This window comes from Thalassobacter sp. HA4-2 (genome assembly GCF_055693705.1).
In genome coordinates this window covers 1816842-1829190 of the sequence record NZ_JBVFUK010000001.1, presented here as the reverse complement: position 1 = coordinate 1829190, position 12349 = coordinate 1816842, and the positions used below count along the sequence as shown (strand labels likewise).

Genomic DNA, 12349 nt, shown 5'->3' with positions numbered 1-12349 from the left:
CCCAAAGAACATGAGGTGCCCCATGAGCGTCGATGCCGATATCGCAGAACTAGAGGCCCGTCTGGCCCGTGCCCTTGACCGGATCGAAGGGGCGCTGGATGCACCGCCCGCGCCAACCGAAGATATGAGCGCCGCGCTGGAGGAAGAGCGTCAGGCCAGCGCCCAGCTGACCGAACGGGTGCGCGCCCTCAAGATCGAACTGGCCGAGGCCCAGCAAAAGATCGAGGCCGCCCCGGATGTCACCGCCATTGTGGCCGAGAAGGACGCGTTGGCGGAGGCTTTGGCCGCCAAGGAGGCCGAGATTACGGCCCTGCAGGCGGCCTTGGCCGAGGCGCAGGCCGCGCCAGCGCCGGGGCCCGAACCGGCGCCCGAACCGGCCCCTGACCCCCAAGCGGCCCCGGGTGACCTGTTGGAGGTCGTCGCCGATCTGCGCGCCGCCAAATCCGGCGAGGTGGACGCCGACCTGATCAACCGCACCCTATTGGCCGAGGTCGAATCCCTGCGCATCGCCCGCCAGGCGGACCTGGCCGAAATGCGCACCCTTCTGGCCGAACTCGACCCCCTGTTGCAGGAGAGCACCCATGCCTGACGTGAATGTAAATATCGGCGGTCGTCTGTTCGCCGTGGCCTGCCAAGACGGCGAAGAGGCCTATCTGCACGCCGCCGCCGCCCTGCTGGACCGCGAGGCGCAGACCCTGCTGACCGCAGGCGCACGCCTGACCCAAGAACGCATGTTGCTGATGGCGGGTCTGATGCTGGCGGACAAATCCCTGTCCGCCGAGGAAGACCTGAAAGCCATGGAGCAGAAGATGGCCAGCCAAGCCGCCATTATCGACGAGTTGCAGGATCGCCCCGCACCGGCCCCCGTGGTCACACTGCCCACGGGGCTGGCGGATCGTCTGGGCGCGCTGGCCGACCGGGCCGAGGCCGTGGCCGCCAAGGCGTCGGACTAGGCTTTGGCCCCCAGAACCTGATCCAGCAGCCGCGCGGCCTCGTCGCGCGGGTGGGCCAGCGTGCTGCGATCCTCACCCGGAAAGAACCGCGCCCGGATGGCCGTGGCGCAGGGCTGCGGGGTCAACAGGTGCACCTTGGGGGCGTTGGGGGTCGTCGCCTCGGCCTTGTAGGACTGGACCATGGCCCGTTGGGCGGCCTTGGCGCTGGTGTAGGTGGCGTGGAACTGGCCCAGACCCTTGTCATCCAGAAACACCGCCTGCGCATGGGGGCTGGCCGCGCGCAGCAGCGGATCCACATAGCCGATCAGCCGCGACAGGCCCTTGATGTTCACGGCCAGGGATTTGTCCACGTCCTTTTGCGGCATGTGCTGCACCGGGGACAGGGGTGCTGCGAAAAAGGCCGTATGCACCCACAGGGGCAGCTTGCCCCAGCGGTCATAGATCGACCGGCACAGGTGCTGCATCGCACCGTCGTCCGTGATGTCGAGGGCGGCGATGGTCATGGACCCGCCCTTGGACTGGATGCGGTCGTCCAGCTCTTCCAGCGCGCCGGTGGTGCGGGCCACGGCCAGAATGTGGGTGCCGCGGGCGGCCAGCGCCTCGGCAAATCCGGCCCCAAGGCCACGGGATGCGCCGGTGATCAGCGCCAGATCGGGTGTATGTGTCATGGGGCTGCCCATGCCACGGGTGCGGCCATGCGCGCAAGAGGGCCGCTTGACTTGCGCAGCGGGACGCCGGACAAAGCGTTTACACAATTGCTGTCACGGAGAAGACACACCATGACCCTGACCCAAGCCGCCTTCGGCCCGTCCTCAACCCTCAAGAACGTCGGCCTCGTGCTGGGCGGTGCTGCGCTGATCTCGGTCGCGGCCCAAGCCTCCATCGGGTGGCCCGTTGCCATGACCCTGCAAACCCTTGCGATCCTGACCGTGGGCTTTGCCTTCGGCGCACGCATGGGGGCCGCCACGGTGATGACCTATCTGGGCATGGGTGCCATGGGGCTGCCTGTGTTCTCCAACGCCATGAACGGCGCGGCCTTTGCCGGTCCCACCGCAGGCTTTCTGATCGGGTTTGTGGCCATGGCCTATCTGGCGGGCCTGGTGTCCGACAAGGGCATCAAGAACGTCTTTGCCCTGGCCGCCGCGGGCGTGGTTCTTTCGGCGCTGCTGTATATCCCCGGCGTGGCCTGGGCGATGGTCGGGGCCGAGATGGTCGGTCTGGACACCGCCAAATGGGGCGCGGGCAGCTTTGCCTCGGTCTGGCAATACTACATGGCCCCCTTCCTGGTAGGCGACGCCCTCAAGGCCGTGCTGGCGGCGGTGATCGTCAGCGGCAGCTGGGGCCTGATACGCAAACGCGGCTGACACGCGCCAAACGGTAAAAGTAATAAAGCCGCCCTTCGGGGCGGCTTTTCCTTTGGGTCAGACCTGTCCCGCTGTGCGGCGGGTCTGGGGCAGGGCTGGGGCGCGCTATTCGGCGGCCTTCAACTCGAACCCTTTTTCGATCATGTCGCTGGGCCGCACGGGGTATTCCCCCGAGAAGCAGGCGTCGCAGTAGCGTGGGGCCTGTGCGTCCCGGCCCCCGGCCTCGCCCACGGCGCGGTAGAGACCATCGAGCGAGATGAACTTCAGGCTGTCCACGCCCAGATGGCTGCGCATCTCTTCCTCGGACATGGTGGCCGCCAACAGCTTTTCGCGCTGCGGTGTGTCCACCCCGTAAAACACGGCCACGCCGTGGGGGGCGAGGCGATGCGGAAGTGCACCTCGGCGGCCCCTGCATCCAGGATCATTTCCTTGATCTTGCGGCTGGTGGTGCCGCGCACCACGCTGTCGTCCACCAAGATCACCCGCTTGCCCTTGATCAGGGCGCGGTTGACGTTCAGTTTCAGGCGCACGCCCATGTTACGGATGCTTTCCGTGGGCTCGATGAAGGTGCGGCCCATGTATTGGTTGCGGATGATCCCCATGGCGTAAGGGATACCGGATTCCAGCGAGAACCCGATCGCCGCCGGCGTGCCGCTGTCGGGCACGGGGCACACCAGGTCCGCGTCCACCGGGGCCTCTTTCGCCAGTTCGCGGCCGATGTTTTCGCGGTTGGAATAGACCGACCGGCCCCCCAGGATCGAATCGGGGCGGCTGAAATAGACGTGTTCAAAGATGCAAAAGCGGCCCGGTTTGCGGTCAAACGGATGGTAGGTCGCAATCTCGCCCGCCTCGTTGATGACGACCATTTCGCCCGGCTCCACCTCGCGGATGAATTCCGCGCCGATGATGTCCAGTGCGCAGGTCTCCGAGGCCAGGGCATAGCCGTCGCCCACCCGGCCCAGCACCAGCGGGCGCACCCCAAGGGCGTCGCGCACGCCGATCAGTTTGGTGCGCGTCATGGCGACGACGCTGAACGCGCCCTCGACCCGGCGCAGGGCGTCTTTCATCCGCTCGGGGATGTTCTTTTGCAGGCTACGCGCCATCAGGTGGATGATACATTCACTGTCGCTGGAGCTTTGGAAGATACTGCCCCGTTCGATCAGCTCCCGGCGCAGCTCGTCGGCGTTGGTGATGTTGCCGTTGTGGGCAATGGCAGCGCCCCCCATGGCGAATTCACCGAAGAAGGGCTGTACGTCGCGGATCGCCGTGGCCCCCTTGGACCCGGCGGTGGAATAGCGCACGTGGCCGATGGCCAGAGGCCCGGGCAGGGTGTCCATGGTGCCCTGATCGGTGAAGTTGTCGCGCACGTAGCCGAACCGGCGGGCCGAGTTGAAGCCATGCACCGGGTCGTGGACCACGATGCCGCCCGCCTCTTGCCCGCGGTGTTGCAGGGCGTGCAGGCCCAGGGCGCAGAAGTTGGCGGCGTCGGGCACCCCGATCACGCCAAAGACCCCACATTCCTCGCGCAGTTTGTCGTCGTCAAAGGGACCGTCGCGCCACTGTGTGGCGTCAAGGGGGAAGGACATGGGCAACTCCTGGTCCTGATGTGGCAGCGGTTGCCCCCTCTTAGGACCAACGCCCGCGCTTGTCACGTGTTCCGTATTGGCCGTATTGGCGCAGTTACGTGTCAGAGGTTGCATCCGTGGCCCCGCCTGCGGGGGCGGTGCAATGGGCGACCAGAGTTTCGTAGCGGGCGACGATCCAATCGGGGGCATCGGCGGGGATGTTTTCCTCGATCTGGGCCTGTGCCCGGGCAAAGATGGCCGAGGACCGGCTTTCCTCGACCATGGCAATGCCGGTGTCGCCGGTCACGCGGTCGTAGACCACAAAAGCCACGGCCACCAGCAACATGCCCCGCGCCACCCCGAAGATGAAGCCGAAGCCCTGGTCCAACACCCCGATGGCGGAGTTTCGGATGGCGGCGGAAAACAGGGGCGTGAACAGGGACACGACCACCAGCGCCAGGGCAAAGACGGCGGCAAAGGCCACGATCACGGCCAATTCGCAGCTTTCGCCAATGAAATCGCCCACGTAAGGGATCTCCTGGATCAGGGGTTTGGCGCTGCCTGCGAATGTGAAGGCCAGCACGGCGGCGGCGATCCAGCCGACAATCGCCATCGCCTCGCGCACAAAGCCCCGGGAGAATGCCAGAATGGCCGAGATGATGATGACACCTGCCACCACCGCATCCACGATTGTAAAGCCTTCCATCCGGCCGCTCCTTGCTGCGCGTCAGCCTGCGCCGAACACGTCACCCACCAGCGTGGCAAGATCGGGCAGGGCCTGCACTGTCAGCCCCACCGGATCACCAAGCTTGCACCCTTCGGGTGCGATTGCGCCGGTAAAACCAAGTTTTGCGGCCTCTTTCAACCGATTTTCGGCCTGAGAGACCGGTCGCAGGGCGCCGGACAGGGATAGTTCCCCGAAAACCACAGTCGTGGGGGGCAGGGCGGCATCCTCGCGCGCGGACAGCAGGGCGGCGGCTACGGCCAGATCGGCTGCGGGTTCCTTGATACGGATGCCGCCTGCGATGTTCAGATAGACGTCCAGCCCTTGGAAGGAGATGCCCGCCCGCGCCTCTAGCACCGCCAAGATCATCGACAGGCGCGACCCGTCCCAGCCGACCACGGCGCGGCGTGGCTGCGACAGTTGGCTGGGGGCGACAAGGGCCTGCACCTCGACCAGCACCGGGCGGGTGCCCTCGATGCCCGCGAACACGGTGGTGCCGGGGGCGGGCGCGTCCCGTTCGCCCAGAAACAGGGCCGAGGGGTTCGTAACCTCTTGCAGGCCGTTGCCGGTCATCTCGAACACGCCGATCTCGTCTGCGGGGCCAAAGCGGTTCTTGACCGCGCGCATCAAGCGGAACTGGTGGCCACGCTCGCCCTCGAAATACAGGACCGTGTCCACCATGTGTTCCACAACACGCGGGCCCGCGATCTGGCCTTCCTTGGTCACATGGCCCACCAGCACCACCGCCGTGCCAAAGCGTTTGGCGAAACTGGTCAACTCATGGGCCGAGGCGCGCACCTGACTGACCGAGCCCGGCGCGCTGTCCACGGTGTCGGCCCACATGGTCTGGATCGAGTCGATGATGCACAGGTCCGGCTTCTCCGCCTCCAGCGTGGTCAGGATGTTGCGTAGGTTGGTTTCGGCGGCCAGTTTGACGGTGCTTTGGGACAGGCCCAGACGCTGGGCGCGCAGGCGGACCTGCGCTGTCGCCTCTTCGCCGCTGACATAGATCACGTTCAACCCGCGCGCGGCAAAGCTGGCGGCGGCCTGCAACAACAAGGTGGATTTGCCGATGCCGGGATCGCCCCCCACCAGCGTGGCCGAGGCATTGACCAGCCCGCCGCCCAGCACGCGGTCCAGCTCGCCCATGCCGGACAGCACCCGTGGCGGGGCTTCCTCTTGGGTGGACAGGTCGGTCAGGGCCATGCGCTTGCCCTTGACCGCGCCCAAGGATTTGGAGCCCGGTCCCTGAGACAGGGGCACATCCTCCTGAATGGAATTCCATTCCCCACAGTCGTCGCATTTGCCCGACCATTTCTTGTGGATCGCACCGCAGTTGGTGCACGAAAACGAGGTTACTGATTTTGCCATGTTCACGGTTTAGTCCAAGGGTGCGCCCGGGGAAAGTGGCAATTTTTGAACAAAGACACGGCAACCCCCCATGGACGTGACCACAGGGCAACGGTTTGAAGCAAACGGCTGAAAAGATCGCCAATTCGCGTGACGTGAGTTTGTCGGACCCGCGCGCTGTGCCATAGTCGCACGCAGCGCATTTCCTGGAGCCGATTATGAAACACCTGACCCTTTCCGCCCTTCTTCTTGCCACCTCTGCCAGCGGGGTGATGGGGCAGGGGATCGCCTTTGATCTGAGTGGCAATAATCAGAGCAGTGATTTGATCCGATTGGGGTCGGGTCAGAACCTTTTTCAAGGCGTGGAGCGCGTTGACGTGACGATCGACGACTTTGCAAATTTTTCCGTGGATGTCACGTTGTCGCAAGCGACCAGTTTTTTTGGCGCGCCTATGGATCCACTCCGTGATGGAATTTTTATCCTTGTGACGCCTGACAATGTGGATCTGACCCCGTTCGATGTTTCAGATTTCGTATTCGGTGCGCAGGGCGCGGCGGGGGCCACTGTCAATACGGGGCTGGGGTTGCAGAACCTTGGCCTGGCCGCAGGGCAATACCAGTTGATCGTGCTGGGCAATGCGTTCGCCGACCCATCCTCTCTGGCCGAATGGCAGGTCCAGTTTCTGTTGAACGGCGCACGGCTGGGCTGGGGCCCTTCGACCCTGGAAGAAGTGTCTGCCCTGTTGGGCGGCGCCGGGCGCGGGGTGCGGATCGTGGCCCTGGGGGCCATGGACGCGGCCGCGCGCGGCGGATCCAACAGCCTTGCCACCCGGGACGCGGCCCTGTCGTTTGACCGGGTCGATGGGGGCGGCGAGATGATCGTCACGCAATCCACCCAGAACGCCGAAGGTCTGGTGGGCAAGGTCTATACATGGGCCGAGGTCACCGCCTTTGCATCCCGGCACCGCGACACGGAGGCGAACATCGACGGCTACGGCTTTGCCGTTGGCGCGGACGTCGAGGTGGCCGCCAATATGGTGGCGGGCCTGTCCATCGGCTATTCGGAGGTGGATGCCGCCGCAGCCATCAGCCAGGAGGGCAGCTTTGCCTACCTGCAACCCTACCTCAGCTACACCAAGGGCCAGTGGCAGGGCCACGCCAGCCTGATGTACGGCAAAGGCGATTTTACCCAGACCTCTTCGGGTGGTACGGGCACCGGGGATGTGACCCTGACGGCGATCAGCTTTGAAGGAAGCTATGCCATGGATCAAGGCAACGGCTGGACCCTTGCCCCCACCGTGGGTCTGATGCATGGCCGTGAAAAGGTCACGGGCACCGGCGGGACCTTGGCCGGAACCCAAGAGAGCATGGATTTCACCCAGACCTCCCTTGGGGCGCGGTTGACCAAGACCACCGAAGGCGGATCCTACTTTGCCGGGTTGCACGCGGACCACATGGCCCAGGATTTCGACAACACGGCCCTGATCAGCAGCTTTCTGGCCGAAGACGGTGTGACGGGGCGCGTGGAATTCGGCGCCTCTGGGGATCTGGGCAACGGCATTGGTTTTTCCTCGTCCCTGGAAATCAGCGGGATCAGCGGCGACATGCAGACCGCCAGCGGTGGCCTCAAGCTGGAACTGACCTTTTAGGGCAGCCCGCGGCTCCGTGCTGTCACAATCGACAGCAAAAGGCTGCACAGGACGCAAAAGGTAAACAGCCACAGGCCCCAGGCGGTTTCCACGCGACCAACGCCGATGCCTTTCACGATCACGATATACAGTGAAATCAGAAAGATATCGGCCATGGCCAGCTTGCCCAGCCATGTCAGCGCGGGCAGGGCGCGATCTGCCAAAAGTTCGAAATGTACAAGGGCCAAGGCGATGGTCTTGGCGTAGGGCGCAAAAATGGCGAGGGTCGTGACCAGCAGGGCCAAGGCCGGGTCCGTGCCCCAAAGGCTTTGCAGGCCCGAGATCACGCTGATTTCAGACAGACCGAACAGGGGCAACAGGCCCGCCCGCAACAAGGGCGCGAACCATGCAATGGGGAACAGGATCAGCAGGGACAGATTGGCCGCGCGCAGCCAGATCATCGCACGGTCTCGATCGGCCCCTCGGCGCTGCCGGTGATGAACTGGCGCAGGTAGGGGTCGTCGGCGGTGTCCAGATCCGCGATGGCGCCGGTCCACTGGATCACGCCTGCGTGCAGCATGGCGACCCTGTCCGCGATGGTCCGCACCGAGGTCATGTCGTGGGTGATCGTCATGGTGGTTGCGCCCATCTCGGTCACGATCTCGCGGATCAGGTCATTGATCACGCCGGACATGATCGGGTCCAGCCCGGTGGTGGGTTCGTCGAAAAAGATGATTTCGGGGTCGGCGGCGATGGCGCGGGCCAGGCCCACCCGTTTTTGCATGCCGCCCGACAGTTCCGCCGGGAAGCGGTCCGCCACATCCGGGGACAGGCCCACGCGGCGCAGCTTTTCGATGGCGATCTCGCGGGCCTCGGCCTTGGGGCGGGCGAGGGACCCGCGCAGCAGGCGAAAGGCCACGTTCTGCCAGATCGGCATGGAATCAAACAGCGCGCCCCCTTGGAACAACATCCCAAAGCGCGCCAGAAAGGCGTCCCGGTCGCCCGTGGTCACGTCCTGCCCGTCCACGGTGATCACGCCGCTGTCCGGTTGAACAAGGCCCAGTATCGTCTTGATTGTGATGGATTTCCCGGTGCCGGAGCCGCCAATGATCACCATGCTTTGCCCGCGCGGCACGGACAGGGTCACGCCGCGCAACACATGGTTGGCGCCAAAGGACTTGCGGACGTCGTGCAGCTCGATCATGCGGAAAAGAACGCCTCTGTCAGAAGGTAGTTGGCCGCAAGGATCATCACCGAAGCCGAGACCACGGCGTTCGTCGTCGCCCGGCCCACGCCCTGTGCGCCCTTGCCCGCGTTCATCCCGTGGTAACACCCCATCAGCGCCACGATGAACCCGAACACCGCCCCTTTGACGAGGCCCGAGGCGACGTCCCAAACCTCCAGAAAATCCACGGTGTTCATCAGGTAAACCGTGCCGTTGAAGTCCAACCGCGTGATGCCCACCAGATAGCCGCCCATGATCCCAATGATGTCCCCCACGGCCACCAGAACCGGCAGGGACAGGGTGGCGGCCAGAACGCGCGGGGCGGTCAGGTATTTCATGGGGTGGGTGGACAGGGTCACAAGGGCGTCGATCTGTTCGGTGACTTTCATCGTGCCGATTTCGGCCGCGACCGAAGCCGCAACCCGCCCCGCCACCATCAGCCCGCCCAGCACGGGCCCAAGCTCGCGCACCATGCCGATGGCCACGATGGAGGGGACGACCGCCTCGGCGTTGAAACGGCTGCCGCCTGCGAAAATCTGCAAGGCCAGCGCGCCGCCGGTGAACAGGGCGGTCAGTCCCACCACGGGCAGGGATAGAAAGCCAATGTAGACAAGGGCTTGGCCGAATTCCTTAACGTAGAAGGGCGGTGTCACCATGTGCCGCAGCGTGGCGCCCGCGAACAGGGCGATGCGCCCGATCAGCGCCAGCAGTCCAAGGGTGCCGCGCCCCAACCCTGCTAGTGCCGCGATCAAGAGGTCTCTCCGCGGTAGCTGCGGTCGTAGCGCCCGCCAAGGCCGGTCAGGATCTCGTAGCCGATGGTGCCCGCAGCCTCGGCCAGCGCATCCACCCCTTGGTAGGGGCCGATGATCGTCAGGGCCTCGGGGTCGGCATCAAGGTGCGAGATGTCCACGGTGATCAGGTCCATGGACACGCGCCCGGCCAAGGTACAGGCCACGGGGCCCGCATGGACCATGGCCCCGCCGGACAGGGCCCGGTGCAACCCGTCCGCATACCCGGCAGAGATCGTCGCGATCCGGGTCGGCGCCTTGGCCACAAAAGCATTGCCGTAGCCCACGGTTTCCCCGGCGGCGATGTCGCGGCACTGGATGACCGGGACCGTCAGGGTCACGGCGGGTGCTGCACCCTCGAACGGCAAGCCGCCGTACAGGCCCACGCCGGGGCGCGTCAGGTCAAAGTGATACTCAGGCCCCAGCAGGATGCCCCCGGTGGCCGCCAGCGCGCGCGGCACGGTGATGCCGTCGGTCATATGGTGAAAGGCCGCCAGTTGCTGGGCGTTCATCGGGTGGTCGGGCGTATCGGCGCAGGCCAGATGGGACATGACCAGCAGGGGCCGCGCCTGAAGCGCCAGTTCCGCCACGGCGGCCCATTCGTCCATTTCCAGCCCCAGACGGTTCATGCCCGTGTCCAGTTGCAGACCGAAGGCCCGGCCCGGCAGCGCCTCCAGGTGGCGGGTCAACTGGTCGATGGAGTTGATCATCGGCGTCAGGCGCGCCTGTTCAATGGCCTGCGTGTCGCCCGCCATATGTCCGGAAAACACCGATATGCGCGGGCCGGGGCCAAGGGCGGTGCGCAGGGCCGCGCCTTCTTCGGTGGTGGCGACAAAGAAGTGCCGCGCCCCCTCTGCCGCGAGGCGTCGGGCGACCTTGTTGGCCCCCAAACCATAGCCATTGGCCTTGACCACCGCCGTGGTTTCCACGCTTTGGGCCGATTTCGCATCAAGGCTGCGCCAGTTGGCAGCAACCGCTTCGAGGTCGATATGTAAGTGTCCGCATCCCATGGGGGATGGCTTGGGCTTTTCCCGCCCAAGGGTCAAGAGTTGTCTGGGGGGATAGGACGGCGCAGTTTCACCGCACACTGTGCGCGCGGCGGTGCCCTAGCGCTGATCCTCTTGCCAGGGTTTGGCCAGATCGCCAAAGCGGGTGAATTGCCCCTCGAACGACAGTTCTACCGACCCGATGGGGCCGTGGCGCTGTTTGCCGATGATCACCTCGGCCTTGCCGTGCAGCGCCTCCATGGCGGCCTGCCATTCGGCGATCTTGTCCAACTCGTGATCCCCGGGCTTTTCCCGTTCCTTGTAGTATTCCTCGCGGAACACGAACATCACCACGTCCGCGTCCTGCTCGATCGAGCCGGATTCGCGCAGGTCCGACAGTTGCGGGCGCTTGTCCTCGCGGCTTTCGACCTGGCGCGACAGCTGGGACAGGGCGATGACGGGGATGTCCAACTCCTTGGCGATGGCCTTCAGGCCTTGGGTGATCTCGGAGACTTCGTTGACCCGGCTGTCCTTGGCGGTCGCGGGGCGCAGCAGTTGCAGGTAGTCCACGATCAACACGTCCAGCCCGTGGGTCCGTTTCAACCGGCGCGACCGGGCGGCCAGCTGGCTGATGGGCAGGGCGGGGGTGTCGTCGATGAACAGGGGGCAGCGTTCCAGTTCCTTGGCCGCCTCGACAAAGCGGCGGAATTCGGCCTCGGTCATGTCGCCGCGCCGGATCTGCTCGCTGGGCACCTCTGCGGCCTCGGACAGGATCCGTGCGGCCAGCTGTTCCGAAGACATCTCTAGGCTGAAAAAGCCCACGACGCCGCCGTTCTCGGCCACTTCCTTGCCCTCGGGCGTGATCTTCTTGCGGTAGGCCTTGGCGATGTTGAAGGCGATGTTGGTTGCCAGAGACGTCTTGCCCATGGACGGACGCCCGGCCAGGATCAAAAGGTCCGACCGGTGCAGCCCCCCCAGTTTCTTGTCCATGTCGCGCAGGCCCGTGGACACGCCCGCCAGACCGCCGTCGCGCTGGTAGGCGGCGGTGGCCATGTCGATGGCCTGGGTGATGGCGGACAGAAAGGACTGGAACCCGCTGTCAGCCCGGCCCTGTTCGGCCAAGGCATAGAGCTTTTGTTCCGCAGCGGTGATCTGATCCTTGGGCTCGTTGCTGACGGTGACATCTGCGGCCTCGGCGGCGATGTCCTTGCCAAGGTTGATCAACTCGCGCCGGATGGCCAGATCGTAGATCATCTGGGCATAATCGCGCACGGCGTAGGACGACACCGCCACGCCGGCAAGGTTCACCAGATAGGCCGCACCGCCCAGGGCGTTCAGCCCCTCGTCATCCTCCAGAAAGGCCTTCAGGGTCACTGGGCTGGCCAGGGCGTTCTTGCTGATCCGCGCGGCCGCCGTTTCCCAGATGCGCGCATGCACAGGGTCATAGAAATGCTGCGGCCCGATCACAGAGGCCGCCTGATCGTACAGATCGTTGTTGGTCAAAAGCGCGCCCAGCAGCTGCTGTTCCGCCTCAATGTTGTGGGGCAGCTCCGTGGTCTCGGCTGCGGCCACCTGGCCCGCTGGAATGGTCGTGATCTCGTTCATTGCATGTCCCCACCGTACAGGCGTCTTGGGTACGCCGGGCGGCCCCGGATCCACAAGGGGCCACCCATGTGGATATCGGGGATAACCATCGCGCTGTCCATATGATGGGGCCAACACCGCCGCCGCGTCAACATCTGGCAGGCCCGGGCCCCCAAAGCGCG

Annotated in this window: 12 protein-coding genes and 1 pseudogene; 4 read left to right on the top strand and 9 right to left on the bottom strand. The window is 65.1% G+C overall.

Going from position 1 to position 12349, the window contains the following annotated elements:
- Positions 1–22: 22 nt before the first annotated feature.
- Positions 23–589: a hypothetical protein gene (locus ACZ1G0_RS09335; RefSeq protein ID WP_472736695.1), complete on the top strand. Its 567-nt coding sequence runs from the start codon at positions 23–25 to the stop codon at positions 587–589.
- Positions 582–953 (top strand): cell division protein ZapA, encoded by a 372-nt coding sequence (locus tag ACZ1G0_RS09330; protein ID WP_472736694.1) that lies wholly within the window; start codon positions 582–584, stop codon positions 951–953. Before ACZ1G0_RS09335 ends, ACZ1G0_RS09330 begins: the two co-directional genes overlap by 8 nt.
- Here the strand turns inward: ACZ1G0_RS09330 and ACZ1G0_RS09325 are convergent.
- Positions 950–1621: an SDR family NAD(P)-dependent oxidoreductase gene (locus ACZ1G0_RS09325; protein WP_472736693.1), complete on the bottom strand. Its 672-nt coding sequence runs from the start codon at positions 1619–1621 to the stop codon at positions 950–952. The genes ACZ1G0_RS09330 and ACZ1G0_RS09325 overlap by 4 nt on opposite strands.
- A 111-nt stretch (positions 1622–1732) precedes the next feature.
- Between ACZ1G0_RS09325 and ACZ1G0_RS09320 the strand changes: the two genes are divergently transcribed.
- Positions 1733–2317 carry a biotin transporter BioY gene (locus tag ACZ1G0_RS09320; protein ID WP_472736692.1) on the top strand — a complete coding sequence of 195 codons (585 nt, stop codon included), beginning with the start codon at positions 1733–1735 and terminating at the stop codon, positions 2315–2317.
- A 105-nt stretch (positions 2318–2422) separates the two neighbouring features.
- Here ACZ1G0_RS09320 and purF read toward each other — a convergent pair.
- The 3 genes and pseudogenes from purF to radA form a co-directional block, all read right to left on the bottom strand.
- A pseudogene (gene purF, locus ACZ1G0_RS09315) lies at positions 2423–3903 on the bottom strand (amidophosphoribosyltransferase).
- A 94-nt stretch (positions 3904–3997) separates the two neighbouring features.
- Positions 3998–4588 (bottom strand): CvpA family protein, encoded by a 591-nt coding sequence (locus ACZ1G0_RS09310; protein ID WP_472736691.1) that lies wholly within the window; start codon positions 4586–4588, stop codon positions 3998–4000.
- Between the two features lie 21 nt (positions 4589–4609).
- On the bottom strand, positions 4610–5977 hold the full coding sequence (gene radA / locus ACZ1G0_RS09305; protein WP_472736690.1) for a DNA repair protein RadA: 1368 nt from the start codon (positions 5975–5977) through the stop codon (positions 4610–4612).
- A 197-nt stretch (positions 5978–6174) separates the two neighbouring features.
- Between radA and ACZ1G0_RS09300 the strand changes: the two genes are divergently transcribed.
- On the top strand, positions 6175–7605 hold the full coding sequence (locus tag ACZ1G0_RS09300; RefSeq protein ID WP_472736689.1) for an autotransporter domain-containing protein: 1431 nt from the start codon (positions 6175–6177) through the stop codon (positions 7603–7605).
- Here ACZ1G0_RS09300 and ACZ1G0_RS09295 read toward each other — a convergent pair.
- From ACZ1G0_RS09295 to ACZ1G0_RS09275, 5 genes are all read right to left on the bottom strand, one after another.
- On the bottom strand, positions 7602–8045 hold the full coding sequence (locus ACZ1G0_RS09295; protein ID WP_472736688.1) for a paraquat-inducible protein A: 444 nt from the start codon (positions 8043–8045) through the stop codon (positions 7602–7604). The genes ACZ1G0_RS09300 and ACZ1G0_RS09295 overlap by 4 nt on opposite strands.
- Complete coding sequence (locus ACZ1G0_RS09290; protein ID WP_472736687.1) at positions 8042–8788, bottom strand: ABC transporter ATP-binding protein; 747 nt, start codon at positions 8786–8788, stop codon at positions 8042–8044. The genes ACZ1G0_RS09295 and ACZ1G0_RS09290 overlap by 4 nt, the downstream gene beginning before the upstream one ends.
- Positions 8785–9561: an MlaE family ABC transporter permease gene (locus tag ACZ1G0_RS09285; protein WP_472736686.1), complete on the bottom strand. Its 777-nt coding sequence runs from the start codon at positions 9559–9561 to the stop codon at positions 8785–8787. Before ACZ1G0_RS09285 ends, ACZ1G0_RS09290 begins: the two co-directional genes overlap by 4 nt.
- Positions 9558–10607: an alanine racemase gene (alr, locus tag ACZ1G0_RS09280; RefSeq protein WP_472736685.1), complete on the bottom strand. Its 1050-nt coding sequence runs from the start codon at positions 10605–10607 to the stop codon at positions 9558–9560. The genes ACZ1G0_RS09285 and alr overlap by 4 nt, the downstream gene beginning before the upstream one ends.
- A 96-nt stretch (positions 10608–10703) precedes the next feature.
- Positions 10704–12188: a replicative DNA helicase gene (locus ACZ1G0_RS09275; protein ID WP_472736684.1), complete on the bottom strand. Its 1485-nt coding sequence runs from the start codon at positions 12186–12188 to the stop codon at positions 10704–10706.
- Positions 12189–12349 lie beyond the last annotated feature (161 nt).